At 56.0% G+C, this 26,125-nt stretch carries 22 protein-coding genes; 10 read left to right on the top strand and 12 right to left on the bottom strand.

Translation table 11 applies throughout. The annotated features are described in order from the left end of the window. Window positions 1-57 precede the first annotated feature (57 nt). Window positions 58-951: a PfkB family carbohydrate kinase gene (locus tag DSD30_RS04075; RefSeq protein WP_114008272.1), complete on the bottom strand. Its 894-nt coding sequence runs from the start codon at window positions 949-951 to the stop codon at window positions 58-60. 13 nt (window positions 952-964) lie between these two features. On the opposite strand from DSD30_RS04075, the gene DSD30_RS21460 reads away from it, so the two are divergent. The 6 genes from DSD30_RS21460 to DSD30_RS04105 all read left to right on the top strand — a co-directional run bounded on the left by DSD30_RS21460 (window position 965) and on the right by DSD30_RS04105 (window position 6,779). Then, window positions 965-1,102 carry a hypothetical protein gene (locus tag DSD30_RS21460; protein ID WP_157967554.1) on the top strand — a complete coding sequence of 46 codons (138 nt, stop codon included), beginning with the start codon at window positions 965-967 and terminating at the stop codon, window positions 1,100-1,102. A gap of 162 nt (window positions 1,103-1,264) precedes the next feature. Next, a complete protein-coding gene (yihU, locus tag DSD30_RS04080; protein ID WP_114008273.1) occupies window positions 1,265-2,158 on the top strand; it encodes a sulfolactaldehyde 3-reductase in 894 nt (297 codons plus the stop codon). 21 nt (window positions 2,159-2,179) lie between these two features. Next, on the top strand, window positions 2,180-3,235 hold the full coding sequence (locus tag DSD30_RS04085) for an aldose epimerase family protein (protein WP_114008274.1): 1,056 nt from the start codon (window positions 2,180-2,182) through the stop codon (window positions 3,233-3,235). Window positions 3,236-3,298: 63 nt separating this feature from the next. Continuing rightward, window positions 3,299-4,039: a sulfite exporter TauE/SafE family protein gene (locus DSD30_RS04090; RefSeq protein WP_198662810.1), complete on the top strand. Its 741-nt coding sequence runs from the start codon at window positions 3,299-3,301 to the stop codon at window positions 4,037-4,039. 260 nt (window positions 4,040-4,299) lie between these two features. Continuing rightward, window positions 4,300-5,163, top strand: a complete 864-nt coding sequence (locus DSD30_RS04100; protein ID WP_114008277.1) for a class II fructose-bisphosphate aldolase — start codon at window positions 4,300-4,302, stop codon at window positions 5,161-5,163. A gap of 224 nt (window positions 5,164-5,387) precedes the next feature. Next, window positions 5,388-6,779, top strand: coding sequence for a hypothetical protein (locus tag DSD30_RS04105; protein WP_114008278.1), 1,392 nt, complete (start codon window positions 5,388-5,390; stop codon window positions 6,777-6,779). Between the two features lie 81 nt (window positions 6,780-6,860). Here DSD30_RS04105 and DSD30_RS04110 read toward each other — a convergent pair whose 3' ends face one another. The 8 genes from DSD30_RS04110 to DSD30_RS04145 form a co-directional block, all read right to left on the bottom strand. After that, window positions 6,861-8,882: an alpha-glucosidase gene (locus tag DSD30_RS04110; protein ID WP_114008279.1), complete on the bottom strand. Its 2,022-nt coding sequence runs from the start codon at window positions 8,880-8,882 to the stop codon at window positions 6,861-6,863. 102 nt (window positions 8,883-8,984) lie between these two features. Beyond that, the gene (locus DSD30_RS04115) at window positions 8,985-10,037 is read right to left on the bottom strand and encodes a TRAP transporter substrate-binding protein (RefSeq protein ID WP_114008280.1); all 1,053 of its coding nucleotides are present in this window, start codon (window positions 10,035-10,037) and stop codon (window positions 8,985-8,987) included. 75 nt (window positions 10,038-10,112) lie between these two features. Further along, window positions 10,113-11,402 (bottom strand): TRAP transporter large permease, encoded by a 1,290-nt coding sequence (locus tag DSD30_RS04120; RefSeq protein ID WP_114008281.1) that lies wholly within the window; start codon window positions 11,400-11,402, stop codon window positions 10,113-10,115. Window positions 11,403-11,431: 29 nt separating this feature from the next. Continuing rightward, complete coding sequence (locus tag DSD30_RS04125) at window positions 11,432-11,956, bottom strand: TRAP transporter small permease (protein WP_114008282.1); 525 nt, start codon at window positions 11,954-11,956, stop codon at window positions 11,432-11,434. Window positions 11,957-12,052: 96 nt separating this feature from the next. Beyond that, the gene (locus tag DSD30_RS04130) at window positions 12,053-13,399 is read right to left on the bottom strand and encodes an L-fucose/L-arabinose isomerase family protein (RefSeq protein ID WP_114008283.1); all 1,347 of its coding nucleotides are present in this window, start codon (window positions 13,397-13,399) and stop codon (window positions 12,053-12,055) included. Between the two features lie 619 nt (window positions 13,400-14,018). Further along, window positions 14,019-15,494: a sucrose phosphorylase gene (gene gtfA / locus DSD30_RS04135; protein ID WP_114008284.1), complete on the bottom strand. Its 1,476-nt coding sequence runs from the start codon at window positions 15,492-15,494 to the stop codon at window positions 14,019-14,021. Window positions 15,495-15,701: 207 nt separating this feature from the next. Further along, a complete protein-coding gene (locus DSD30_RS04140; protein WP_114008285.1) occupies window positions 15,702-16,517 on the bottom strand; it encodes a response regulator in 816 nt (271 codons plus the stop codon). 12 nt (window positions 16,518-16,529) lie between these two features. Then, window positions 16,530-18,110, bottom strand: coding sequence for a sensor histidine kinase (locus tag DSD30_RS04145; RefSeq protein WP_114008286.1), 1,581 nt, complete (start codon window positions 18,108-18,110; stop codon window positions 16,530-16,532). A gap of 206 nt (window positions 18,111-18,316) precedes the next feature. On the opposite strand from DSD30_RS04145, the gene DSD30_RS04150 reads away from it, so the two are divergent. Beyond that, window positions 18,317-18,853, top strand: coding sequence for a low molecular weight protein-tyrosine-phosphatase (locus DSD30_RS04150; RefSeq protein ID WP_245418348.1), 537 nt, complete (start codon window positions 18,317-18,319; stop codon window positions 18,851-18,853). 18 nt (window positions 18,854-18,871) lie between these two features. On the opposite strand, the gene thpR is transcribed toward DSD30_RS04150, so the two are convergent. The 3 genes from thpR to DSD30_RS04165 form a co-directional block, all read right to left on the bottom strand. Beyond that, window positions 18,872-19,408 (bottom strand): RNA 2',3'-cyclic phosphodiesterase, encoded by a 537-nt coding sequence (gene thpR, locus DSD30_RS04155; protein WP_114008632.1) that lies wholly within the window; start codon window positions 19,406-19,408, stop codon window positions 18,872-18,874. A 287-nt stretch (window positions 19,409-19,695) separates the two neighbouring features. After that, the gene (locus DSD30_RS04160; RefSeq protein ID WP_114008634.1) at window positions 19,696-20,748 is read right to left on the bottom strand and encodes an aldo/keto reductase; all 1,053 of its coding nucleotides are present in this window, start codon (window positions 20,746-20,748) and stop codon (window positions 19,696-19,698) included. A gap of 149 nt (window positions 20,749-20,897) precedes the next feature. After that, complete coding sequence (locus DSD30_RS04165; RefSeq protein WP_198662811.1) at window positions 20,898-21,593, bottom strand: arylesterase; 696 nt, start codon at window positions 21,591-21,593, stop codon at window positions 20,898-20,900. A 211-nt stretch (window positions 21,594-21,804) separates the two neighbouring features. Between DSD30_RS04165 and DSD30_RS04170 the strand changes: the two genes are divergently transcribed. The 3 genes from DSD30_RS04170 to DSD30_RS04180 all read left to right on the top strand — a co-directional run bounded on the left by DSD30_RS04170 (window position 21,805) and on the right by DSD30_RS04180 (window position 26,110). Further along, window positions 21,805-22,500 (top strand): ABC transporter ATP-binding protein, encoded by a 696-nt coding sequence (locus tag DSD30_RS04170; protein ID WP_425359448.1) that lies wholly within the window; start codon window positions 21,805-21,807, stop codon window positions 22,498-22,500. Window positions 22,501-22,510: 10 nt separating this feature from the next. Beyond that, window positions 22,511-25,126, top strand: coding sequence for an ABC transporter permease (locus DSD30_RS04175; RefSeq protein WP_245418349.1), 2,616 nt, complete (start codon window positions 22,511-22,513; stop codon window positions 25,124-25,126). 228 nt (window positions 25,127-25,354) lie between these two features. After that, window positions 25,355-26,110: a Bax inhibitor-1/YccA family protein gene (locus tag DSD30_RS04180; RefSeq protein ID WP_114008288.1), complete on the top strand. Its 756-nt coding sequence runs from the start codon at window positions 25,355-25,357 to the stop codon at window positions 26,108-26,110. Window positions 26,111-26,125 lie beyond the last annotated feature (15 nt).

Genomic DNA, 26,125 nt, shown 5'->3' on the forward strand with positions numbered 1-26,125 from the left:
TGCTATTCGCGCAGCGTTCGGGTCTGCCCCAGTCTCATAAGAGGTTGGGCCAGGGGATTATTTGTTGGCCGCAAGAAAGGCCTCGACAGTTGCAAGGTCGGGGACGCCATCACGTCCGCCCAGTCGGGTGCATTTGAGGGCAGCGACCGCGCTGGCAAAGGCGACAATATCGGCAATGGGCATGCCCTTGGCGAGCGCAAAGGCAAAGGCGCCATGGAAGACGTCTCCCGCACCGGTCGTATCCTTCACATCGACCTTGAAACCGGGCTGATGGTGGAGCGTCTCGCCCTCCAGCCAATAGCAGCCTTGCGATCCAACGGTGACATAGACCTTAGCATTTGTTTTCGTTTGGGCAACGCGCAATCCATCAATCGGGTCATCAACTTGTGAGAATTTCGCCAAACCTGGTTCGGAAAATGCCACATGGTCGGCGAGTGTCACCAGATCCGTGATGTCTTGCGGGGTGATATCGGCATCCAGAACGCTTTGTTTTTGCAGCTGTTTGGCTTGTTCGAGTGCATATTTGGCCCCGACTGGCCAGCGCACATCACAAAGGATGGACTGATAGGGCGCGAAATTGATCTCTTTTAGCCATTCGGCATCACCTGAGAGATCTGAATCCTGATAATTGACGATCAGCCTTTCGCCTTGGTCATCAACCAGAATGGCGGAAAAGGACGACTTTGCTTCGGATATGGTGCGGATATGGCGGGTGCCGACGCCATAGCGATTGAGCTCGCGAATCATGGCGGCGGCGACATCATCATTGCCGACCCGGCCGACATAGTCGACATTCATGCCCAGTCTGGCAATGGCGACGGCCGCGGTGGCCGCTGGCCCGCCGCCAACTTCAAAATAGTCGCGGGCGACATATTTGCCGCCGGTTTTTGGCAAGTGATCGACCCGGAAAACCCGATCAAGGACGGTGATTCCAACGCATGCGACGGTCATGAGAGGCTCTTTTATGGCTGGTGTTGGCGATTATCGCTCATCCTCGCTGCCAGATCGTCAATCTGGTGACAGCGTGGATGGGGCGATGATGGGTGTGTTTGTGATCAAAGTCCATGATCGTGCCAAACGACTTGTGGGCCGCCTGGGATGATCTTTTGCTGATCACATCTAGCGACAAATACCTAGATTTGTTGCCTTTCAATCGAAATTATCACCATAAACACTCATAAAACAACCAAATTGTGTTGTATTTGGTCGAAATATCGTGCAGATGTTGGATAACGATCAAAAATGCTCAATATGAGGTTTCGCAATGGCAACAGTTGGATTCATCGGTCTTGGTCAAATGGGCGCTGCAATGGCAGCCAATCTGATCAAGGGGGGACATGACCTCAATCTATATGACATCAATGATGATGCCGTCGCGGCGTTGGCCGCAAAAGGTGGGAAAGCCTGCGACAGGGTCGCAGCGGTTGCTGAAGGCGCCGACTTTGTCATTACCATGTTGCCAAACGGGGCGCTGGTGCGCTCTGTCCTGTTGGGGGAAGAGGGCGTTGTCGCTGCGCTGAAGAAAGACGCGCTGGTGATCGACATGTCGACCATTCACCCGCTTGAGACCGATGGCCTGATTGCCGATCTTGCGGCAAAAGGCATCGAGATGATGGAAGCGCCGGTGGGTCGCACATCGGACCATGCCATTGCAGGCACCTTGCTGATCCTTGCGGGCGGCACCAAGGCGCAGATTGAACGGGCGCAGCCCTTGTTTGATCTGATGGGGTCGGAAACCGTCGATGCGGGGGGGCCGGGCAAGGGAATCCGCGTCAAGATCATCAACAATTACATGAGCATTGCGCTCAATGCCCTGTCGGCAGAAGCCATTGCGCTGGCCGAGAAAATCGGTCTCGATTTCGACACGGCAATGGCGGTGATGAGCGGTACGCCTGCAGGCAAGGGGCACTTCACCACCAGTTGGCCAAACAAGGTGCTCAAGGGCGATCTGTCGCCCGCCTTCATGATTGATCTGGCCCACAAGGATCTGGGCATCGCGCTCGATCTGGCCAATCAGGTTGGCGTGCCGATGCCGATGGGGGCTGCCTCGCGGGAGCTTTACAATATGAGCCGGATCGCCGGGCGCGGGCGTCAGGACTGGACAGCCTTGCTTGAACAACTGCGCGATCTGTCGGGCATGCCGACCAAAGCGAATTAAGTGTCAGTTGGGAGGTTTATCATGAAAGTAGAAGTCGAAACCTATGGTGAAGTCGATGGCAAAGCGGTCGATCTCATCACCTTGAGCAATGACAATGGCATGGTGGTGCGGGTCACCAATTATGGCTGCATCGTCACTTCGATCGAAGTACCGGACCGGGATGGGGCTTTGGCCGATGTGGTGTTGGGCTATGAGTCTCTGGACAAATATCTTGCCGGACATCCTTTCTTCGGCGCAATTGCCGGGCGGTTCGCCAACCGGATAGAGGATGGTCGTTTTTCGATTGATTGTCGCCGGTATCAGCTGGAAACCAACGAGCCGCCGACCGTGCAGCATTTGCATGGGGGTTCGAAGGGGTTCGACAAATATGTCTGGGGCTATGATCTGGAAGAGACGAGTGACGCGGTGATGATCCATTTGCATCGGGTGTCGCCGGACGGGGAAAGCGGCTATCCGGGCAATCTGCTGGTGACTCACACGATCGGTCTGACGGAGTCCAACGCGCTGCATTATGACTTCCGGGCGGTGAGTGACAAGCCGACCATCGTCAATCTGGTCAATCACAGCTACTACAATCTAGCCGGTCATGACAGCGGCTCGGTGGCGGATCATCAATTGACCTTGTTCGCCGATTTCTACACTCCCGTGGCTGAGACGATGATCCCGACCGGGGAAGTGCGGGCTGTGGCCGGGACGGGCCTTGATTTCCGGGAGCCAGTGCGGATCGGTGACCGGATGGAAGGCATCGAGGGCGGCGGCTTCGACTTCAACTATATCCTGCATGGCAAACAGAAGCATGGGGACTACCGGATGGCGGCCGACCTTTATGATCCGTCCAGCGGGCGCTTCATGAAGGTGATGACCACCCAGCCAGCGATCCAGTTCTACAACGGATTCAAATTATCGAACAAACCGTGGTTTGGGCGCAATGGCTGCAAATATGAAGCCTTTGGCGGGCTTTGCCTTGAAACTCAAGGCTATCCGGACGCGCCCAACAAGCCCCATTTTCCAAGCGCCGTGTTGAGGCCGGGGGATGTCTATCAGCATCGCACCATTCATCAGTTTGGCACGCGCTAGACTTGGACCGTTCAATGGGTCGGGGGAGACGATCCCGGCCCTGTCACCGCAGGCAATGTCATCATGATGGAAATTCTCATCGTCTCGGCGATCATCACGCTGGGCAGCTTCACCCAAGGCCTGACGGGTTTTGGGCTGGCCTTGGTCAGCGTGCCGCTTCTCTCCTTGGCGGTGGATGTGAAAGCTGCTGTGCCCATCGCTGGCATCTTCGGATGGCTGGTGACCTTTCCGCTGGTCTGGAAAATGCGCCAGCATGTGCAGTGGCGTGTCGGCTTGATTCTGTTTGCAGGCTCCTTGCCAGGCTCGTTTCTGGGGGCCGATCTGCTCAAACGGCTGCCCGCCGAGGCAATCCTGATCACGATGGGATGCGTGCTGATCTTGTCGAGCCTCTATTCGCTGTTTGCTAAGGCCCCGCTTTTCACCAAGGCGTCGGCGCCGCTGACGGTCGGGACGGGTTTCTTCTCCGGTGCCTTGGGGGCGAGCGTTGGCGAGCCGGGACCGCCGGTGATTGCCTTCACCTCGATGCAGCCCTGGACGGCGGATCAGACCAAATCGACCTTGGTGTTTTTCTTTATGCTGCAAATGATCGGCGCGATTGCCGGCTTCTGGAGCAAGGGGCTGCTGACCCCTTATGTGGCAGAGCGGGTGCTCTATGCCATGCCTGCCTTTCTGGTCGGGATGAGCGTTGGGATGTTCGCCTATCACCTGCTGCATAAACTCAAGATCAATTATCACGGCATCATTCACAGCCTGTTGCTGATCATTGGTCTCCTATTGGTGATTAAAAATGTCCATATTTGGTAGCTTTGATTGAAAATATGTGCAGAATTGTTGTTAAACGCTCATATTTTTGGCAAAAGACTTTCGAAAAAGATCATGTGTCTCTATACTCTGATCAAGAAAGAAACAATCAGGCCGGACGGAGTCGTCGGGTCTTTTGTCCGGCAGATTTGCTGATGATGACCCATCTGCGGTCCCTTCGCTCCCTGCCTTCCAATCGCTCTGACCGTGTGGCACCTCTTTTTGCGCTGCCTGATCCAGAGGCCTAAAGTTGAGGATAAACAATGGCTTATATTTCCGGTAAGACACTTCTCGATCGTGCGTGGAAAGAGGGATATGCCATCGGCGCCTTCAGCGTGCATAATGCGGAGACGACGCGCGCCATTCTCAAGGGCGCCGAGGAAGAGAAAGCCCCGATTCTGGTGATGATCGGTCAGAAGGTGATCAACACGATGGGCCTTGCGGAAATGAAGGCGATGGTTGATGCCTTCATGGCCAACCATACGGTGCCGGTGGCGATTCATATTGATCACAGTCGCCAGTTCGAACAAACCATGGCGGCAGCGCGGGTCGGCTTTCACTCTCTGATGTTCGACGGCTCGGGCTATGATTTCGAGGATAATGTCCGGATCACCAAGGCGGTGGCTGATGTGGCCCATGCGCTGGGCATTGGTTGTGAAGGGGAAATCGGCAAGATCGGTGGTGTCGAGGATGATATTGATGTCGATGAAGCCGATGCCATGATCACCTCAGTCGAGGAAGCGCAGGAATTTACCAACCGCACCGGCCTTGACTATCTGGCCATCTCCATGGGAACGGCGCATGGTATCTACACCTCCGAGCCAAAGCTGGCTTTTGATCGGATCCGTGAAATCAAGGAAATCGTTCAGAAACCTCTGGTGATGCATGGGGGCTCCGGGGTGCCGGATGATCAGGTGCAGCGGGCCATTTCCCTGGGCATCGCAAAAATCAATGTCGACACCGAGTTGCGGCAATCCTTCACGCTTGGGGTGCAGGACTATTGGAAAGACAATCCGACGGACTTCGTTCTGGCCGATTCTTTGGGGGCCGGCGAGGTGGCCATGAAGGAAAAGGTCAAAGAAAAGATCCGCTTGTTTGGTTCCAGCGGCAAGGCTTCCGATTTCTGATTGTATCTTCTCTGCAAAATTGTTTTGTCGTCAGCCCCGGTCCTTGTGGCCGGGGTTTTTTGTGTCTGACATGCTTGGCACCACACCAGAATATGTCCTGCACAATCGAGTGATTGCCCGTTTTTTGGGCTTTCGGTTACAGTCTTTTTGGGACTATTCTGGCCCTTCCTCCCCCACCGGGCCGCAACTGCCGCCCGCTTTTTTTGTTTCAGGAAACATAATCTATGGATGTTTCGCGCATCGGTGATCGCCTGTTTGGCTGGATCATCGTCCTTGTCATTTTGCTTCAGGCCATGCGTGAGTGGGCTGGAGTGGAGTGGGTATCTCTTCCGCTGCTTGTTAGTCTGCTTGTCATCGTCGCCATCATGGCGCTTAGAGCCAGCAAAGGTGGTCTCATTTTTCTGGGTGTCTGTCTGGTGCTGACGATCGCGCTTGCTTTCAACAATGAGGATTGGCAAGAGATCTTGTCGGGTGCCTTGATCAAAGCCGGTTTTTTGGCGTCTTTCTTCAGTGCCCTGTCGATCCTGCGCAATGCGGCCTCTTCATCTCCGGCCATGAGCAAATCGGGTGCCTTTCTGGCGGCCCAGCCACCGGGTCGGCGTTACATTTCGCTGTCTTTCGGGTCCCAGATATTTGCCTTGCTGCTGAATTTCGGGGCGATTCAATTGCTTGGGACACTGGCGCTTTCCAGCGCCAAGAGCGAACCGGATGAAAGGGTTCGCGCCATTCGGACCCGCCGGATGCTGCTTGCCATCCAGCGGGGATTCATATCCGCTTTGACATGGTCGCCAATGGCTTTCTCCACCGCGATGGCGGTGGCGACCATTCCCGGCATCAGCTGGATGGGGATTGCCATGCCGGGGTTGGTCAGCTCGGTCCTATTGCTCGGCACTGGGTGGGCGCTGGATACCATCTTCAAGCCAAGGCCTCAAGGCGGGCCACGGCTGCGGCGGAGTTCCGGCCTGCACTGGACCGTTTTGTTGCCGCTGGTGGCCTTGTTGGTGATCATCATGGTGCCAGTGCTGAGCATTGAAGTGATGTTTGGCATTCGCATCGTTGGCGTGGTGCTGCTGGTGGTGCCGATCCTGTCGATAATCTGGATGCTGATCCAGCAAAAGGATGCGTTTGCGGTCGGCCAGACCCTTCTCAGCTATGTCCATAAAGAGCTGCCTGCCTTTCGCTCGGACCTGTTGTTGTTGATGACTGCGGGCTATATCGGTGTGGTGGGGGCGGCTCTTCTGGTGCCGATGATGGCTGATGCCGGGATTGACCTCACCATTATTCCGGGCTGGTTTTTGCTCATTGCTTTGGTCTGGATCATGCCGGTCATGGGGCAGGTCGGATCCAATCCCATTCTCACCCTGTCGCTGGTCGCTCCGATGCTGCCCGATGCGGCTGCTTTCGGTCTCGATCCCCGGGCCTTTGGGGTGGCTATGCTCTGTGGTTGGGCGCTGACGGGGCTGACCTCACCCTTCACGGCCACCAATATATTGGTTGGCCGGTTTGGTGACATTCCGGTCGTGGATGTCGGACGGGTCTGGAACCGATCCTATTTCTTCATTGCGGTGACTTTGTTGTGTCTGTGGACGCTGGTCTTTGCCTACTGGGTGGTGTGACGCCAATCCAGTCCTCAGACAAGCAAAAGCCCCGCAGGCATGACCAGCCTGCGGGGCTTTTCAGTGGGGTTCGGCAGTGTTTCAGGCGAGGCCTTTGGCAATGTCGGGGATCTTGTTGAACAGAACCGCGTCTGCGCTGCTGGCGCGGTAGAAGACTGCAGGTTGGCCCAGCGGCGCGTCGACCTCGACCCAGCCGCCCTCATAATGGTCATTGGTCCAGAGATGAATCCATTGGTCGGGCGGCAGATAGAGTTTGCGCTTGCTGGCACCCTGCTCATAGACCGGGGCAACGAGGCAATCGCGGCCAAACAGATATTGATGCATCACCTCGTAGGACTCAGTATCCTCTTCATAATGAATGAAGAGAGGCCGCTGGACGGGCATGCCGGTGAGGGTGTTTTCCTTCAAGGCCGCTTTGATATAGGGCTTCAAATGGGTGAAGATCCGGGTCATAGCGGCGAGATGGGCGAGGGTCTCATTGTCGCTGTCAAATTGATGATTGTCAGCGGGGCGGTTGCCTTCATGGCTGCGCATGATCGGGGTGAAGGCGGCCATTTCGGCCCAGCGCATAAAGAGCTCGCGGTCGCGTTTCATACCGTGCAAGGTGGTATAGCCGCCAATATCGGAATGATGGATGCCATTGCCGAGCAGGCCTGAGGACAGCGCCCCATTGATCACGGACGGGATGCCGTCATCAATGTTCCAGTTGACGCATTGATCGCCGCCCCACAGGGCGTGGCAATAGCGCTGAATGCCCGTATAGCCCGCACGCATGAAGAAGAGGATATCGTCGGTCTTGCCCGCTTCCTCGATGGCGTCATGGTTGATTTTGGCCCAGCGGGTCGGCCAGTGATTATGCTCGATTTCGGCCGACACCCCGTTCGACAAAGCGCAATCGGTGGGCAGATACTCGCCAAAGTCAGCCATCCAACCCGACAGGCCAAAGTCGATCATGTTGGTCTTGATGACGCCCTTATACCAGTCGCAGGCCGCCGGGTTGGTGAAGTCGACGACGCCGCAATAAAATTCGCCAAAATCAACGACATATTTGCTGCCATCGTCGCGGGTGGCGAGATAGCCGTTGGCTTCGGCCTCGCGGTAAAGGGGGAAATCCTCCAGCACATAGGGATTGATATAACCAAGGAAGCGGATGCCGTCTTTTTTGAGGGCATGAATTTCCCTGTCGAGGCCGGGATAGAGGTCTTCGTTCCACTGCCAGTCCCATTGCAGGCGCTTGCCGAAGCTGGTCATTTTGATGCCCTGCCAGTCCTGACACCAGGCACCAGACACTTTCACGCCTGCGGCGCGGGCGCGTTTGAGCTTTTCGATGGTGATGTCGGTGCCGCCCTGAATGCCCAGAATGACCCCGTCGAGCACCCAGTCGGGTAGCTCAGGCTGGGTGCCAAAGATTCCGGTGATGCTGCGAATGAGGGCGGGGAAGCTGTCGGCGGCATCGAACAGGAGATAGTCGGGGATGTTCCAGCTTTGCAGCTCATGGAAATCGGCGTTGCAGAAGTCGAAATCCGCATAGGCGGTGGTTTCCAGATGAACGAAATACTTCTCCGACGAGACAAAGGTCGGCTGCGGATAGTTGGTGTTGTAATAGTCGCCGCCGGCGCGGTCCTTCACATCGGCCTGCCATGTGACATAGGTCGATTTGTTGCGGCCGACGCCGGGCTCAGAGGTCCAGAGCGGGAAATTGTGGCCGCGCAGATTGAGATAGGTGAGCTGTTCGCCGCAGCCATAGATCTTTTCATCGGCGCTGGCGCAAAGCCGGAGCCAGAAGCGGTTGAAATTGGCTTTGGCCTCAAGGAAGCTGATTTTGAGGCGGCCTTCGGCGGTTTCTTCGGCCAGCAAGGTGATGACCGGTTCGTGGGCCAAGATGAATTGGATCCGGATGGCTCCATCCTGCTTCTCTATGGTGAAGTGGCGCATGGCGATGCGCTCGACCAGATAATCCGAAATATCGAAATTGCCGCGATACATGTCAAAGGTTGGATCGCCTTCACCCAAATAGAGCGCTGGTGCTTTTTCAGAATGGCGCAACAAGGCTTTGCCTTTGTGGGAGAGGAGAAAGCCGGTTTTTGATTGTTCGATTTTCATGGCACTGGATCCACTGCAGGGGCATTGGGGAAGAGGCGTTTTGGCGCTTTCGTGAAAAGGGGGCGGATGGCCGCCCCCTGATCTTTTTTGCTCGCAAAAAGCTTATTTGGAAGCGGCGTCGAAGTCTGAGTCGAGCTTGGCTTCGCAGGCCTTGATTTCTTTTTCAAAGCGGTCGAGCCATGCTTTGCCTTCGTCGCCAGCGCTGGCCAGATAGAAGTCTTTCACAGGCGCGGTTGCTTCCTGGAAGGCTTTCTTCTCGGCTGCACTTGGGGTGTAGATGGTGCCGCCAGCCTTGCGGAAGGTGTCGTAAGCGTCGAATTCTTTCCATTTTGGATAGACGCGCAGGAACTGGTTCTGGGCGGCTACGCCATCAATGACGACGCGTTTCAGCTCATCCGGGAAGCCGGCGAAGCGGTCGTTGTTCATCACCCAGACGCCGCCCATATAGGCGTGGCCGTCGAGCACCAGATATTTGAGGCTTTCCTCGAATTTCATGGTGGTGATGTCAACGATGCCATTTTTGGTGCCATCAACCACGCCAGTGGACAGAGCAGTGTAGACTTCTGGCCATGCGATCGGGGTTGGGGCGCCGCCAAGGGCCTTGACCAATTCCTGCTGGATTGGGGCAGGCACGGTGCGGATTTTGAGGCCAGCCACGTCAGCAGGGGATTTGATCTGCTTTTTGGTGGTGGCGAAGTTGCGCCAGCCGCCGGAGTTGGAGACCATCATCAGGCGGACATTCTGGGTGGCGTCGAGCACATTTTTGCGGACGTCGGCAAGGAAGGCTTCATTGTCATAGACGCATTCGGCAACCCGGTCATCGCGCAGCATGTAAGGCAGGTCGAAACCACCGGCAGGGGCCCAGAAATTGGCCAGCTCGGCAATGGTGGTCTGGAAATAGTCAAAGATGCCAGACTGGACACCGGAGAGACATTCACGGGCATTGCCACACAGCTGGCCGCCGGGGAAGATTTCGACTTCGATGGCACCATTGGAATGGTTTTCGACAAAGTTCTTGAAGACCAGCAGGGACTGGTGATTGTAGCTGTCCGTGTTGGACACATGGGGCACGGTGAGCTTGTAGTCGGCAGCCTGTGCGGTTCCTGCCATGAAGCCGGCGGCGAGAAGCGCAAGACCCAGTTTTTTCAGTTTCATCTTTACCTCCAATGGTAAAATCGCGCTGGCGTTGTGTGGTTGTTAGACGCCAGCCTCCTCCAGGATTTCCGCGCCCTACATCATGCCCAGCAGCTTGGGCAGGCCGATAACGAGGGACGGGAAGAACGAAATCAGAAAGATCACCAGGAATTCCGCGAGCAAGAAAGGAATGATCGCTCTGGAGATTTTCTGAAGCGGCACACCGGACACGCCGGAAGCGACGAACAAGACAAGGCCCATGGGCGGGGTTGCCAGTCCGATGGAAAGATTGACCACCATGACGACGCCGAAATGGACCGGATCAACGCCAACGGCTGTCATGATCGGGGCAAGGATCGGAGCGAAGATCAGAATGGCGGGCCCAGCATCTATGAACATGCCGACAATGAACAGGAAGATGTTCATAATGAAGAACAGAACCAGCGGATCCTTGGTGATCGAATAGAAGAAGGTGGTGATGACCTTGGCAATGCCCGACAGGGAAATGGCAGAGGCAAAGCCACTGGCTGCTGCGACGATGATCAGGATGGCGGCGGCATTGATGGCAATGCGCACGAACATCGGGAAGACATCCTTCATCTTCAGAAGACGCATGATGAAGATGGAGAGGATGAAGGCATAAAAGACGGCGATGGCAGCCGCTTCGGTCGGGGTGAAAATGCCCCCATAGATGCCACCCAGAATGATGACCGGGGTCAAGAGCGGCAGGATGGCTGCCTTGAAGGCGGCCGAGCGTTCCGGGCGAGAGGCCCGTTCGAATTGCTCAACGGCAGGATATTTCTTGATCTGCCAGCGATTGACCAGCATCAGGGCGACGCAGAGGATCAGGCCGGGCACAATGCCGGACATAAACATCGCCGCGACCGACGTGTTCATCACGAAGGCATAGATTAGCATGATGCCGCTTGGCGGGATGATGGTGCCCAGAACGGTCGCCGCCGCCGTGATCGCCGCCGCATAGGTGCGGTCATATTTGTAGCGCTCCATTTCCGGGATCATCATGTTGCCAATGGCCGAGGTGGCGGCCACAGATGAGCCGGTCAGGGCGCCGAACAGGGTGGCTGCGATGATCACCACATGGCCAAGACCGCCGCGTAGATGCTGGACCATGGTCTGGGAGAAGGTGATGATGCGGGTGGTGATGCCGCCATTGACCATGAATTCGCCCGCCAGCATGAAGAAGGGCAGGGCGAGCAGCAGAAACACGTCCAGACCAGCATAAAGCCGCTGGTAGAGCATGTTCATGAACAGCACCTTGTCGGCCTGAAACAGGGCGATGGCTGGCGACAGTCCGAGCGCAAACAGAACCGGCAGACCGATCAGCAGGAAGGCCAGAAAATAGACGGCAAAGATTGGGGAGACCATGATGTTCGTCCTTTAGCTTTCTGGATCAATCAAGCCTGTGGCTCTTGTTCGGCGGGTTTGAAATGGATGAATTGGCGCAGCTCGGAGACGATCTTTTGCAGCGCGGACAGGAGCGTGATACCCATCAGCAACGGCGGGGCGATGTAGATCACATTCATGGTGATGGGCAGGCTGTCGGCACGGCTCGAACCGCGGGCAAAGAAGTCATAGCCAAACTTGATCCAGACCAGAAAGGTGAGGATTGCGAGGCAGTGGATGAGGATCATCAGAAGATGCTTGATTCGTAAGCCATTTAACGCATCAAGCAGGAAGGTCATGGCGATGTTCTTGTCCTGCAGATAGATGATCGGCAGGCAGAGATAGACCATATAGATCATCAGGAAGCGCGAGGCTTCATCGGTCCAGCTCAATGGCATGTTGAGGACATAGCGAAACAGGATTTGCAACAGCACAATGACGGTCATGACGACCAGCATCGAGCCACCAATCCAGCTGCCCAGTTTGCCGATGGGGCTGTTGATCCTGTTGAGACCCTTTTCAAGCGCTGCAAGCATGGTGCGATCCTTTTTCAAGCATGCCGTTTGACAGAGGCGGGCGGGGCAGTTGGCCGCCCGACCCAATGCTGAACCCTATTGGCAGGCGCCAATTGGTCAGGTCAGTTCGACGACTTCGATGCCAAGGCGTTTGGCGATGGCGCGCATGATCGGGCGATGCTCGCCATAGGTCAGCGCCGTATGGTGCTCGAGCCCCTCATTGATCATCCGGTCAAGGAAGTCTTTGACGGGGATATCCGGTCTGGCGGTGCCAGCGGTGCCGGAAAAGGCCAGTGGAGCCTTGATCATCTCCGCTCCGGCCAGAAGGAGCCGCAACTTGCCGTGGCCTTGGGAGAAGCGGGCCATGGTGATGCGGCCCGGCTTCAAGGCAAATTCGGACAGGAGCGGCATTTTGCGGTTGGAATGGATGGTGCCCTGAATGGTTTGGTCGGTGTCGGCCATGTCGATCGGGGCCTGACCGCAATGCCAGAAGACGATGGAGTCGTCCTCAATGTTGACATCGACCAGATCGGTATTGAAGACCGAGCCGCCGGAGGCCTGTTGCAGGGTAAGGGAGGTGACAACCCCCATCATGTCGGCTTCGCAGCCTGCCGGGGTGTGATCTTCATTGAGCAGAGCAAGCGCCCCGCAGGCCGCGCAGCCATATTCGACAAAGAAATCCGGCCAGCAGCGGACAGCAACGCCCTTATAGCCCTTTTCATCGGCTTCCGTGCGCAGCTTGGAATAGACTTTGAGGGTCTTGCGGGTGGCTTCCTGATCCAGCTCGCCGAGATTGGGGAACTGGGCCTTGCTGCGCTCATAGGGGGCGTCGGCGACGTCATCAGGCAAGGCTTTGACCTGATTGATGAAATCGCTGATGCCAATGCGGTCGACATCGATGCCAAAGCGGGTTTGAAGCTCCTGCTCATTGAAATTGCAGGCATCAAAGCCGTCGGGATGCTCGCCGACCAGCTTGAGTTTGGCCCCTTGCAATTCATTGACGATGGCACCGGCCTTGGCCAGAAGCGCGATGTCTTCAATGGCTTTCGGGCTGTCGGCGTCCGCATGGATATAGTCGATGGAAAGATCATTGCGGCTGAGCGCGTGGCTGGCGAGATTGACGCCGCAGAAGGAATTGAGCCGTAGGCGACCACCGGTGCGGGCTTCGGGGAAAGACCACATGACCAAGGGGGCGTCGATTTCCTTGCCCAATTCGACGGTCATGGTTGCGTCGGTGAATGTCACTTGCAGCAGGAGCAGCATGTCAAGTTTTTGCGCTTTGAGCGCAGGCAGTGCACCCAGCACCGCGTCGGCATCGAAGAGCAACTCCGGCTTGCCAATCAAATCGGCATTGAGGCTTTCCAGAGCGCCCCAGGCTTTGGCCAGAATCTCTTCTGCAAAAGGTACGTCGAAGGTTGGTCGACCCAGTGCGACGACACCGATGCATGGTCTTTTTGCTGACATAGGTTTCCTCCACAATCCTGACAGGCCGTCTTCAAGAGGCCAGATGGTCAGGCACCTCCCAATGCGCTTAGACCTGCCAAGAGATTTTGTCAGAGCCAACACTAAGTCGATAAACGATCATAGACTATCGGTATAAATGCGTATAAATGGTCATTTCACACAAAAAATGTCATATTAATTCCATAAAACAAACATGAATTGACAACTATGCTCAAAAACTGTTGTTTTTTGATTGAGGCGATTGACTGAAAGACCGGATCGAATGCGTGGCGGGGCTCGAAGCGATCATGATCGCCAAGCAGAGCGGGCGGAAGTCGTGAAAACCCGCAATTACACTGCTATTTCATGAAGATAGCTGAGGCCCTCTGTCGCCAACAGACGGGTGATGCAAGCGGAGGCTTGGAATGGGTTTGCCGTTTTTTGGTGATCGCGTGGTAAAAAAGGGACAAGGCCAGCCATCCCCACTCGGAAAGCCCCTCAGAAGGGGAGGCTAAACCGGGCTTTGGGTGATTGATGTGTGTTCGTTTCTGAGCGTTTGCCGCCAAACGCGTTGGTCGTTTGCCCGTTTTCTGCCGCAGGCATATTTTCTTATTCGGGGTGAGCCGCGCCTGATCGTCGATCAGGCGCTGTTGGGGGCAATGACGAAGGCTCCTTCCACGCCGTTGGCGGTGTGGTGGATATTGGCTTGGAGCGCTGCAAAATCGACACTCAAGGTGGCGCTTGCTGTCTCACTCTTCCAACTCAGCACCAATTTTGAGGCATCCGGCTGCGCGAGTGAGAAGCTGCCGTCAAAGGCCGGATGGTCATTGCGGAAGCGGATCAAATCGATCAGCGCGGCCACCATCGGGCTGTTCATTGCATCGACGACTTCGCCTTCGGCAAAATAGTGACGATTGATGTCACGCCCGACATTGGTGCGCGCGAGCAGGTCCATGTCATTTTGCGCGCCGAGTAGACCAACATAATAGATCTGCGGAATGCCGGGGGCGAAGAATTGGACAGCGCGGGCGATCAGATAGTCCTGATCGCGGCGACCAAGGGCGTCGAAATAGGTGGAATTGACCTGATAAAGATCGAGATTGGAGGCCGCAGCCCCGGTGGCTTTGAGCGAAGTGCCCCCCGTGCGCTCATGCATGGTTTTGACCAGCTGATCGATGGCGTCTGGTTCAAGCAGGCCGGGGCGACCATCGGACGCCGCGCCGACATCAATCACGCCGATGCCGTCATGGGTATCGAGCACGGTCAGGGCATTGCGTGGGCTGACCTCCAGCCAGTTTGCCAGCGGGTTTGCATCGCCAGTGAAGAGCGCATGAAGCAGCAGCGGTGGCAAGGCAAAATCATAAACCCGATCGACCTTTTGGGCGATGGCGATCTGATCCTGATAATAGCTATGGATTTCGACCAGCACTTCCATGTTGCGGGCCTTGGCCTTGTTACTGAGCGCCTCAAGAAAATCATAGGTCTCGGGGATCATGAAGCAGCTGGTGCCCGGTTTCTTGATGGCATAGCCCGCAGCATCAAGTCGGATGGTGGTGACGCCGGAGGCGGCGAATGTGTCGAGAATCCGCTCGAGATAGGCCGCGCCTTTGGCGCTATGGACGTCAATGTCGATCTGGTTGGCGGTGAAGGTGGTCCAGATCAGGCGTTTGGTGCCGTCCTTCAGGGTGATATAGGTGAAGGGCAGGCCGGGACGGGGGCGATAGATTGCCATCAGCTCCTGTTCGGTGGCCCCTTGGGGGAAAACCGATGCATAGCTGAGAAACATCTCCGCATGGTCCGAGGCATCGCCCTTCTCAACAAAGTCCTGAAAGGCAGCGCCTTCGGCAGAGACGTGATTGACAATCAGGTCGGCCATGATGTCATGGCTTTTCGACAGGCGACGGACATCGTCCCAGGTGCCCAGTCTTGGATCGACGATGGTGTGATCCTTGGGGTCAAAGCCCGCATCCGCCCCGTCATAGGGATCGAAGAAGGGCAACAAATGCACCGTGCCAAACAAACCAGCCAGAGGACCATTGAGCAGCGCGTCGAGATTTGCGACACCGCCACCACTGAGGCGGTCTATATAGGTGATGAGTTGCAGTTTGTTTTTCATGATGTTGCCCACCCTTCAACGTGTCGCAATGTCTTGATGATAAGGCATTTGCAGCCAAGCGTCATGGCTGAGAGCCACAAGGACGCATTTTGTCGGCGCATATGGTTGTTCTGAACGGACCATAGGCCGCGCTGCACCGATGGATCAAGCCCTGCAACGGGCCTTGCATTGATCGGATGGATGGAGCGATGGTCGTGCTTTGGCGATCTATTTGTTCTGCATCGCCGCCATGATGATTTTGAAAATCTTGACCGGCGGGAAGGGGTAATCGATTGTTCGGCCGATACCCAGATCGACCAGAGCCTTTTTGAGATTTTCATCGACCTTGTCGTTGCATAGCAGCACCATCTTGCCACGCCCATGGGTCTTTTTGGTATTGATCAGGCCAGAGAGATAGAAATGCACCACTTTGCTGTAGAGCAGAAAACAGAGATCATTTTCCTCCACCGCATCCTTGCGCTTTGACAGATGCTCTTCCTGAATGAACTCGACCATGCAGCCCACTTCCTTCAAGCCCTGTTCGATCGGGGCGACGTAGGAATGGGACTTGGCTATCAGTGAGACGGACAGAGGCGCATTGTCGCTCTGTTTTTCCTTCAGGGCATTGTAGATGCGCTTCAGGCGTTCCTCGTTGGTGTCGCGGAAGCGGTGCACCTGATTGATGCGCGTACTGATGGTGGCATGCAGCAGGTCATAATCGATGGGTTTGGTAAGATAGTCATCAACGCCCAAGCGCTTGCCGGCCAGAATGTCTTCGCGGGTGGCCTTGGCGGTGAGGAAAATGAACGGCACCTCGTTATGCTGGGGCAGGCGTTCGCGCACCAGTTTGAGGGTGGTCAGGCCATCGATCAGCGGCATCATGATATCGCACAGAATGAGATCGACGGTTTCATGTTTGAGGATTTCAATGGCTTCCTTGCCATTGTGGGCTTTCAGCGTTTCATAGCCTTCATCCTGCAATTCTTCGACGATATCATCGAGCAACAATTCTTCGTCTTCGACGCACAAAATTCTCGTCGTCATTTCTTTTCTCCGTCAGGATACGGCCCGGACCGGGGCAGTGCTTTCATCTTGGTCGTCGATCGCCAGTTTGGCTGGCAGGAAAATCGTGAAGCAGGACCCCTTGCCGACTTCACTCTCGACTTCAATGTGACCATCATGTTCTTTCAGGGCCATCTGCGCGAAGTTGAGGCCGATGCCGGTGCCGGCGATGCCGCTGGAGGTTGAGGCACGATAGTATTTGTTGAAGATCTTGGACATTTCGCTCTTGGGAATGCCAACGCCCTGATCTGCAACCCGGATTTTCAGATACCGGTCAGTGCGTTCACCCGTTACCGTGATCGGAGCCATCGGTTCGGAATATTTGATGGCGTTCGACAGGATATTGCTGACGCATTGGTCGAGCATATTCTGGTCGAAATGGGCGAATTGTGGCAATGCGTCCAAATCCCAGACAATGTTGCAGTCTTCGCCCATTTCCAGATGGGATATGCACAATTTTTCCAGCGCCCCGCGGAAAGGTTGCCGCTTGGCCTCGACTTTCAGGCCGGTGATTTCATCGGTTGAGAAGTCCATGAAGCGATTGATCAGATATTGCATGCGTTGCACGGAGTCGCGGATATTGCCAATGCGTTCGCGCAGGCGCTCATTGGGAATTTCGCCGATCTTGCGCTGGATACGCTGGGCGTTGCTGTCGATGATGGCCAGCGGTGTCTTGAATTCGTGAGACGCCATCGAGACGAATTCGCGCTGGGTTTCTGACAGGTTGATTTCCTTTTGCAACAATTTGACCAGCTGGTTGGTGTGATCCTGCAGTTTGTGGGTTTGGTCCTTGTAGACCGATACATCAGAAAAGATCGCGATGCGGCCGCCATTGACCGTCGGGGACTGGTTTATGCGATACCAGTTGTCGTCATGCAGTTTGTGCTCACTGCTGCTGAACAGGTTGGTTGCGTCGTCCTCGGATCGCTGGCTTTCAGGAATACTGAAGCCTTCGATACAGTCGATATGGGAATTCTGCACAAGGTGGCGTTTCAGCGAGGGATACAAATCCTGCATGCGCTTGTTGGCTAGCACCAGATGGTCATTTTCGTCAAAAACGATCAGGCCATCATCAACGGCATCCATGGCATTGACCAGCAGATCACGGTGGTAATTGACTTCGTCGAGGCTGTGTTCGAGCTTCATTTCCAGTTCATACTGGGTCGCTTCGAGATTGGCTTCATAAGTGCGCTGATCGGTGATATCACTGTAAATGGTGACGAAACCGGAATGCCCCAATGGAGTGCGCTGCATGCGAATGATGCGCCCGTCCGGTTGTTCGCGCTCGATCTCGATGGGGTTGAACTGGCGTGCGGTTTCCAGCACTTCTTGCACCAGCTTCTCAGGGTCGCCAGGGCCATAGACGCCCCGTTCGGCCAGATAGCGCAGCAAGAATTCGAGGGATGGGTTTTCCTCAAGCACTTCAATGGGCAGGCCGAGCATGTCGCAAGCCGCCTTGTTGATGAAAACGACTTCCATCTCGTTGCTCACCAGTGACATCCCCTGATGGGCCGATTGCATCAGAAATGAGAGCAGGTGCTTTTCGAGGTCACTGTCACCGATATAGTATGGCATGGTTTTCTCCGTCGCGTACGACGTAAAGTTATAGGAAAATAATTAAGGAAGTAGAAAGTCAAATGGTAAACAAGCCGTGGCTTCTGGCTGGAAGCACATGATTTTTATTCGGTTTTTCAATTAAATATTGGTGAGTTACCTATACCAGCCTTGCGGGCTGTTGCGGTGATGCCTGTTGAAGTCTAGATTAAATTGCATCGATCCTGATGTCGCGATCCATTGGTGGTCGGGACAGACCACCAAAAGCGGGGCTGACCAGTATGGCGCGAGGCATCCAATCCATTCTCTTTGTCTGCTTGGGCAATATCTGCCGCTCTCCTCTGGCTGAAGGGGTGATGCGTCACAAGCTGCAGTTGGCGGGATTGGGGGAGCAGGTCCGGCTGGACAGTTGTGGCACCGGACCTTGGCATGTGGGCAACCCGCCAGACCGACGCTCGGTGGGCATTGCCCGTCAGCATGGTATCGCGATGGATGATTTGCGGGCGCGCAAAGTGCGGCGACAGGATTTTTATGAGTTCGAGCTGATTTTGGCGATGGACCGGGACAATCTGGCCGATCTGCAGGCTATCCAACCGCGGGACGGCATCGCGGAGCTGGCGCTCTATCTAGATTATTGCGAGGTCGCGGATGATCTGGGCTTTGATGAGGTGCCCGATCCCTATTATGGGGGCGATCGTGGTTTTGGTGCGGTTTATGCGATGATCGACCGGGCAAGCGACTTTCTCATCGCTCGCTGTCGTTGAACGTTCTTCCGCAGGACCCTACAATAGATCGAAGCTTTCCTCGACCACATAAGGCCCGCCGCCAATGCTGTCCTTGGCAGAATAGAGCACAAAGCGCGGCACACTGAATTGTTCGGTGCGGAAATTGCCCCGCATGGCCAGATAATTGGCCACGTCGATCGCTTCGGCATTCTTGTTCAGGCGGGCGAGGGTGACATGCGGCGTATAATCGTGTTTGTCCGGCTTCAGGCCGATCTTGTTCATCCGCTGCTCCAGTTCGCGATGGAGCAGATAGAGATCTTCACTATTCTGCACCGCTGCAAAGACCGAGTGAGGTTTCTTTGATCCAAAGGCACCAAAGCCTCTGAGGGACAGATCAAATTCAGGATATTGGATTTGCGACATCTCGAAGACAATTTCATTGGCGAGCGCATAGTCAACATCGCCCATGAAACGCAGTGTGATGTGATAGTTGGATTGGTCCACCCAGCGGGCACCATACAGACCGCCCTTTTGCAAGGACAGCAGATTGCTGATGGAAGGGGGGATTTCCAAACCGGCAAACAAGCGTGGCATCATTTCGCTCCCGTGCAGGATTTGGGGGCACGACGTCTGTGTCGGCGTGGCCAAAAAGCCGTGTTCCAGACGAAATGATCGGCACATGAGCGTTTGATAGTCTGATGCAAATGCCGGTGCGAATCACTTCAGATCTGTCACGCAATGAGAATAGCTCAAAATATGTGACGTTGCCTTAAAAGCTTGCCTGATCATCCATGAACCATATGAGGCAGTGGAGAAAAGTGACGGGTCGCCAGCCTTGTGGCAGGGCGACCCCTTGTTGGTTTCTGCGATTTTTTGCTTGCTTATGGGCACGGGTTGGCGTGGACCATATGGACCGCATTGATGGCGGCTTCCATCTCTTCGGTCACCACCATGTCATGGGCGGCAATGTCGATTTTGAGCTGCTCAAGGGTGGTTGCGCCAAGGATCGTTGAGGTAACAAAGGGGCGCGAGGTGGCAAAGGCGATGGACAATTGTGCGATGTCGACATTGAAGTCCTCAGCCACTTTGAGATAGCCGCGAATGGCCGGGTCTGCTCCCGGTGTGGTGTAGCGGTGCTGGCGGTCAAACAGGGTGGCACGCGCGCCATGTGGGCGTTTTCCGTCAAGATATTTGCCGGTGATGAAACCCTGTCCGAGCACGGAATAAGGCAGCAGGCCGACATTCTCGCGCATGGCGATCTCGGCCATATTGACCTCGAAGGTCCGGTTCAGCAGGCTATAGGCATTCTGGACGGATACAACGCGTGGCCCCTTGCCGGCATCGGCTTCCGAGACGAAGCGCATGGTGCCCCAGCCGCTCTCGTTGGACAGGCCGAGATGACGGATCTTGCCCGCCTTGACCAGATCATTCATCACATCGAGAATCTCGGCGATGGAATTTTCGTCTTCTGCCTGCCGCGGGTGGGCATAGATGATCGGGTTGGCGCCAAACTGGGTGACATTGCGATCAGGCCAATGGATCTGGTAGAGGTCGATATAGTCGGTTTTCAGGCGTTTGAGACTGGCATTGACCGCTTCGTTGATCTGGGCGCGGTTCAGCTGACCGGGGGATCCATCCTTGCGAAACCATGTCATGCCGCTGCGACCTATGACCTTGGAGGCAATGATCAACTCGTCGCGGTTGCCCTTTTCGTGCAGCCAGTTGCCGATGATTTCTTCGGTCCGGCCCTGGGTTTCCGGCTTGGGCGGAATGGCATAGAGCTCTGCTGTGTCAAAGAAGTTGATGCCGTTTTCGGTGGCATAATCCATTTGCTCGAAGGCTTCGGCCTGGGTGTTTTGTTCACCCCATGTCATGGTGCCAAGGCACAGACTACTGACTTCCAGGTCGGTGCGACCGAGTTTTCTCATTTCCATGGTGAGATCCAATTCAATTTCTGGCGAACGGGTCCGTATTGCCGGACCGTCGGGAGGGCTGGTGTCTGTCCCGCAAAAACAGGCGGGGGCTGGTGCGGGACATGCAATGAACGAAAAAGAAGGGTGGCAGGGAGCGAAATTGCCCCTGATCAGTTAAGGTCTTTTACTATGTCAAGGAGGAAAGGTGCAACATTGCTGACGATGATTTCAATGCCTTGGGGATTGGGGTGGATGCCATCTGCCAGATTGAGGGAGGGATCACCGGCAACGCCTTCAAGGAAAAAGGGTAGCAAGGGCACGTTCATTTCCTCGGCGAGTGCCGGATAGATTGCGTCAAAGGCAGAGACATATGTCTGACCCATATTGGGGGGGGCTTTCATGCCCATTAGCGCGACCTTGGCACCCTTGGCACGGAATTTTTCGATCATGGCGGCGAGATTGGCCTTGGTCTTGTCAACCGGCAGACCCTGCAAAGCGTCGTTGGCACCCAGTTCCAGCACCACCAGATCGATCCCGTCAGGGGTTGACCAGTCAAGGCGCGACAGACCGTTGGCGCTGGTGTCGCCAGAGACCGCCGCATTGATCACCTCGACGTTCAATCCCTGCTCGGTGAGACTTTTCTGCAACTGATCGGTGAAGCCCTTGCCAGCGGGCAGCTGGTAGCCTGCGGACAGACTGTCGCCAAAGGCCAGAATGCGCATAGGTTCGGCAGCGTGCAGGCGGGTGAGTGTCACGAAAAGCAGGAGCAAAAGAAAACTGCCAGCCATCGCCAGCCGTAGAAGCGGGGTCAGATCACGGGTGGCTGCCTGCGACTGGGGTCTTTGGTCTTTTGGGGTTTTGGGCATAAAGGGTCTCATAAGGTGACAAAGGCGTGATTGTTGAATCTGATTTTCGACTTCCCATATAAGGGAAACTATTCAGTTTACGTAGCTGTCCTGCGCGACAGATCAAGGCTCGCCCTTAATATAGGATATGATCAACGTGACTTCATCCTCCCCTGTTGCCCTTTCCGACCAGCCTGACGCCTCCCGACCACACAGTGACCTCGATCCTGTCATCATCTCCCTGCATGACGTTTATCTCAGTCTCGGCGCGGGTCATTCGCGGGTCGATATCCTGCGCGGCATCGAGCTTGATATTGCGCGCGGTCAGTCAGTGGGGCTGGTTGGGCCGTCCGGCTCTGGCAAATCAACCCTTTTGATGGTGATGGCCGGGTTGGAGCAGGCCGATAAGGGCAAGGTGCTGGTCGATGGCAGCGACATGTCGGCGATGGATGAAGATACGCTGGCACGGTTTCGCGGGGCGGAGATTGGCATCATTTTCCAGTCCTTCCATCTGGTGCCGACCATGACAGCGCTTGAAAATACTGCCATTCCGCTGGAACTGGCCGGGCGCAGCGACGCCTATGATGTGGCGAAAGCCGAGTTGGAAGCGGTTGGTCTTGGGCCGCGAATTCATCATTATCCGGCAGAAATGTCCGGTGGAGAGCAACAAAGGGTGGCGATTGCCCGGGCGTTGGCGCCTCGGCCCGCGATCCTGATTGCCGATGAGCCAACGGGCAATCTGGATGCCGAGACTGGCAAGGAAATTTCCGATCTGATGTTCCGGCTGCATAAAGAACGCGGCATGACCCTGATGCTTGTGACCCATGACCCCAATCTGGCGGATCGCTGCGAGCGAGTGGTGCGGCTGAGATCCGGCCAACTGGTTGAAGACGACCATGAACAGGCCAGTGGTGCGGTAGCAGGTTAGGGGTTGCGGAATGGATCAAATGGTTGCCAAAGCCTCCGGGGCTGAAACCGGACCGCCTCATGCAGGCCCAAGCCTGCCTGCGCGTGGCTGGATGGCGTGGATGAAACTTGCCTTCCGCTTCGCCTTTCGCGAAATGCGCGGCGGTCTTGCGGGATTTTACATTTTTCTGGCCTGTATTGCCCTCGGGGTCGCTGCCATTGGTGCGGTTGGCTCGGCGTCACGCACCTTAACCGGCGGTCTTGAAGAGCAGGGGCGGGTGATTCTGGGGGGCGATCTGTCGCTCTCGGCGATCCATACGCGGGTCAATGACGAGCAACGGGCGTTTCTGAGCCAGTTTGGCCGCTTTGGTGAAGTGGCCACCTTACGCGCTATGGCCAGCAAGGAAGATCAATCCGAGCAGATGCTGGTCGAGATCAAGGCGGTGGACGATGCCTATCCGATGGTTGGCACGCTGGAAACCGCTCAAGGCAAGGGGCTTGAGACAGGCCAGTTGCTGGCTGATCCCTTGTTGCTTGATCGGCTCGGGCTGAAGGTTGGCGATCCGCTGATGGTTGGCGTCAAGCGCTTCATCATTGGCGATGTGATCACGCGCGAGCCGGATGCGCTGGCCACCGGGCTGGCGCTCGGGCCGCGTCTGTTGATGTCGCTTGAGGATCTGAGTGAGACCGATCTGGTGCAGCCCGGTGCGATTGTCCGCTGGACGGGCCGCGTGGCGATGGATGGGGCTCCGACCATCTCCGAGATTCAGGCTGTCGAGGCCGAGATCAAGGAGACTTATCCGGACAATGGCTGGCGGATTCGCTCGCGGGCAGAGGCTGCGCGGGGGCTGAAACGCAACATTGATCGCTTTGCCTCCTTCCTTGTGTTGGTGGGGTTGGCATCACTGATTACGGGTGGTGTCGGCATTGCCAATGCGGTGCATGCCTTCATCCAGTCGCGGCAAAATACCATTGCCAGTTATAAATGCCTCGGGGCGCCGAGTTGGCTGATTGTTGCCATTTATCTGGCGCAGATCCTGATGATTGCGCTGATCGGCATTGCCATCGGGCTGAGCTTTGCTGCCTTGGTGCCTTATATCATGACGCTGGTGGTGCCGGACAATCTGCCGCTGTCCTCTGCCCTGTGGCATCCTGAGGAACTGGGGCTTGCGGCCCTGTTCGGGCTGCTGGCAGCATTGCTTTTCTCCATTCGGCCCCTGCTCAGGGCCCGCGCCATTCCGGCGACGGCTTTGTTTCGCGATCAGATTGCCCCGGTACGCTATCATGCCAGTCGTGTGGACTGGCTGATTACGCTGGGGCTTGGGGCTTTGCTGGTGGGGTTGGTTTTGGCGACCGCCAAGGTGACCATGGTGGCGGTCGGGTTTCTGATCGGCATGGTGATCGTCTTTGCGCTGCTGCGACTGATTGCCTATGCCATCATGCAAGGGGCCAAGCGGCTGCCGCGCATCCGGCGGGTGGTGCCGCGTCTGGCGATTGCCAATCTGCATCGCCCCGGCGCACTGACCCCGTCGGTGGCTTTGTCCTTGGGGCTTGGGCTTAGCCTTTTGGTGACCTTGGTGCTGATCGATCTCAATTTGCAGAACCAATTGACCGGAAACTTGCAGGAAAAAGCGCCGAACTTCTTCTTTGTCAATATCCAGAACAACGAGGTTGAACGCTTCGAGGCGCGGCTTGACGCCCTTGCCCCCAATGGCGAGAGGGAGCGGGTGCCGATGCTGCGTGGCCGGCTGACAGAGCTGAAGGGCATTCCGTCCAGTGAATATGATGCACCTGACGGGGCAAGGTGGGTGTTGCGCGGTGATCGTGGCATCACCTATTCGGCCGACTTGCCGGACAATTCCACCCTGATGGAAGGGGACTGGTGGCCAGCAGACTATGCGGGCAAACCCTTGGTCTCGTTCGATTATGAACTGGCCAATGAGCTGGGACTGGTGATTGGCGACAGCCTGTCGGTCAATGTGCTGGGCCGGACGCTCACCGCTGAAATCAGCAATTTGCGGCAGGTGGAATGGCAATCGATGGCGATCAATTTCGTCATGGTCTTCTCGCCCAACACCTTTGCGGGTGCGCCGCATGCCCATTTGGCGACCCTGTCCCTCAACGGTGAGGGGGAGCAGGTACCCGATGCGGTTCGTGCGCAGGAAGCGGAGGTGATGAAAGCCGTCATCAAGGAGTTTCCGACGGTCACCACGGTGCGGGTCGGGGAGGCGCTAGATCGGGTCAATGATCTGGTGCGGCAATTGGCTTGGGGCATGCGGGCTGCATCCTCACTGGCGATCCTTGCCTCCATTCTGGTGCTGGCCGGTGCTTTGGCGGCGGGTCAGCGGGAGCGGATTTATGATGCGGTGATCCTCAAAACGCTGGGGGCCAGCCGTCGGCAGGTTCTCTCGGCCTACAGCCTTGAATATGGTCTTCTGGGCCTGATCACGGCTCTGTTCGCCCTTGGCATCGGCCATGGTGCGGCCTATTTGGTGCTAACGCAGGTGATGGACATGCCTTTCACCTTCCAGCCGATGGCGGCCGTGGTCGCTGTGCTGCTGGCAATGGTGGCAACCGTGGTGCTGGGTTTGCTCGGCACATGGTCGAGCCTCAACAAAAAACCCGCCCGGATCCTCAGGGCTGGTTAACAAAAGCTTACACTTCCGGCTGGGTGCGAGGATGAGATTAAATTCTCGTAACCTTTTGACGTGAATCGCAAACTGGTCCGAAAAAGGGCTTGAGCTTGGTGCCAAAGCCTACCATATAATGTCCATACGTCGTTTGAAGGAACAGCGATGGCTCAGCTCGTCTTCCCTGTCGGTAGACCCGACGAGCCGCCAGACCGTGATAACTTTCGAGTTTTTTGAGGAGAAACCATGTCGAATGATTTCCGTCAGAGCGCACATCTAAGCGGCCGCGCCGCCGAGATGGCTCAGATCGATCAGGGCCTGCGCAGCTATATGCTCAAGGTCTACAATTATATGGCCATCGCACTGGGTGTGACTGGTCTTCTGGCTTATGTCACCTATTCGATGGCGTTCGGCGTCGTTGATGGCAAGGTGATTGGCTATACCCAGCTGGGTGCCACCCTGTTTGCCAGCCCGCTGAAATGGGTCATCATGTTCGCGCCTTTCGCAATGGTGATGTTCCTGAGCTTCCGCATTCAAAAAATGAGCGCGGGCACCGCACAGATGGTCTTTTGGGCCTATGCTGCGCTGATGGGCGTGTCTCTTGCTTCCATCTTCGCCGTCTTCACCGCTCAGTCGATCACTCAGGTCTTCTTCATCACCGCCGCTGCTTTTGCTGGTCTCAGCCTCTATGGCTATACCACCACCAAGAGCCTGTCCGGTTGGGGTAGCTTCCTGATGATGGGTCTGATCGGCATCGTGATCGCGTCGATCGTTAACATCTTCCTTGGCTCCAACGCCCTGCAGTTCGCCATCTCGGTGATCGGCGTGCTGGTCTTTGCTGGTCTCACCGCTTATGACACCCAGCAAATCAAGGAAATGTATTTTGAAGGCGACAGCGCCGATACCATGGGTAAGAAAGCCATTATGGGCGCTCTGCGTCTGTATCTGGACTTCATCAACCTGTTCATTATGCTGCTGCAGCTGTTTGGCAATCGCGAATAGTCGCCGGGCCAAAGT

It is taken from the genome of Cohaesibacter intestini (assembly GCF_003324485.1).
In the GTDB taxonomy this organism is placed as follows: Bacteria; Pseudomonadota; Alphaproteobacteria; order Rhizobiales; family Cohaesibacteraceae; genus Cohaesibacter; species Cohaesibacter intestini.

What these genes read in the sequence shown, in the direction of transcription:
- DSD30_RS04180 (WP_114008288.1), top strand. Translation starts at nt 25,355, where the DNA reads ATGTCGAATGATTTCCGTCAGAGCGCACATCTAAGCGGCCGCGCCGCC.
- DSD30_RS04120 (WP_114008281.1), bottom strand. Translation starts at nt 11,402, where the DNA reads ATGGTCTCCCCAATCTTTGCCGTCTATTTTCTGGCCTTCCTGCTGATC.
- DSD30_RS04100 (WP_114008277.1), top strand. Translation starts at nt 4,300, where the DNA reads ATGGCTTATATTTCCGGTAAGACACTTCTCGATCGTGCGTGGAAAGAG.
- DSD30_RS04175 (WP_245418349.1), top strand. Translation starts at nt 22,511, where the DNA reads ATGGATCAAATGGTTGCCAAAGCCTCCGGGGCTGAAACCGGACCGCCT.
- thpR (WP_114008632.1), bottom strand. Translation starts at nt 19,408, where the DNA reads ATGCCACGCTTGTTTGCCGGTTTGGAAATCCCCCCTTCCATCAGCAAT.
- DSD30_RS04075 (WP_114008272.1), bottom strand. Translation starts at nt 951, where the DNA reads ATGACCGTCGCATGCGTTGGAATCACCGTCCTTGATCGGGTTTTCCGG.
- gtfA (WP_114008284.1), bottom strand. Translation starts at nt 15,494, where the DNA reads ATGAAAAACAAACTGCAACTCATCACCTATATAGACCGCCTCAGTGGT.
- DSD30_RS04140 (WP_114008285.1), bottom strand. Translation starts at nt 16,517, where the DNA reads ATGACGACGAGAATTTTGTGCGTCGAAGACGAAGAATTGTTGCTCGAT.
- DSD30_RS04105 (WP_114008278.1), top strand. Translation starts at nt 5,388, where the DNA reads ATGGATGTTTCGCGCATCGGTGATCGCCTGTTTGGCTGGATCATCGTC.
- DSD30_RS04160 (WP_114008634.1), bottom strand. Translation starts at nt 20,748, where the DNA reads ATGGAAATGAGAAAACTCGGTCGCACCGACCTGGAAGTCAGTAGTCTG.
- DSD30_RS21460 (WP_157967554.1), top strand. Translation starts at nt 965, where the DNA reads ATGGCTGGTGTTGGCGATTATCGCTCATCCTCGCTGCCAGATCGTCAA.
- DSD30_RS04165 (WP_198662811.1), bottom strand. Translation starts at nt 21,593, where the DNA reads ATGCCCAAAACCCCAAAAGACCAAAGACCCCAGTCGCAGGCAGCCACC.
- yihU (WP_114008273.1), top strand. Translation starts at nt 1,265, where the DNA reads ATGGCAACAGTTGGATTCATCGGTCTTGGTCAAATGGGCGCTGCAATG.
- DSD30_RS04130 (WP_114008283.1), bottom strand. Translation starts at nt 13,399, where the DNA reads ATGTCAGCAAAAAGACCATGCATCGGTGTCGTCGCACTGGGTCGACCA.
- DSD30_RS04150 (WP_245418348.1), top strand. Translation starts at nt 18,317, where the DNA reads ATGTCGCGATCCATTGGTGGTCGGGACAGACCACCAAAAGCGGGGCTG.
- DSD30_RS04110 (WP_114008279.1), bottom strand. Translation starts at nt 8,882, where the DNA reads ATGAAAATCGAACAATCAAAAACCGGCTTTCTCCTCTCCCACAAAGGC.
- DSD30_RS04115 (WP_114008280.1), bottom strand. Translation starts at nt 10,037, where the DNA reads ATGAAACTGAAAAAACTGGGTCTTGCGCTTCTCGCCGCCGGCTTCATG.
- DSD30_RS04125 (WP_114008282.1), bottom strand. Translation starts at nt 11,956, where the DNA reads ATGCTTGCAGCGCTTGAAAAGGGTCTCAACAGGATCAACAGCCCCATC.
- DSD30_RS04145 (WP_114008286.1), bottom strand. Translation starts at nt 18,110, where the DNA reads ATGCCATACTATATCGGTGACAGTGACCTCGAAAAGCACCTGCTCTCA.
- DSD30_RS04085 (WP_114008274.1), top strand. Translation starts at nt 2,180, where the DNA reads ATGAAAGTAGAAGTCGAAACCTATGGTGAAGTCGATGGCAAAGCGGTC.
- DSD30_RS04090 (WP_198662810.1), top strand. Translation starts at nt 3,299, where the DNA reads ATGATGGAAATTCTCATCGTCTCGGCGATCATCACGCTGGGCAGCTTC.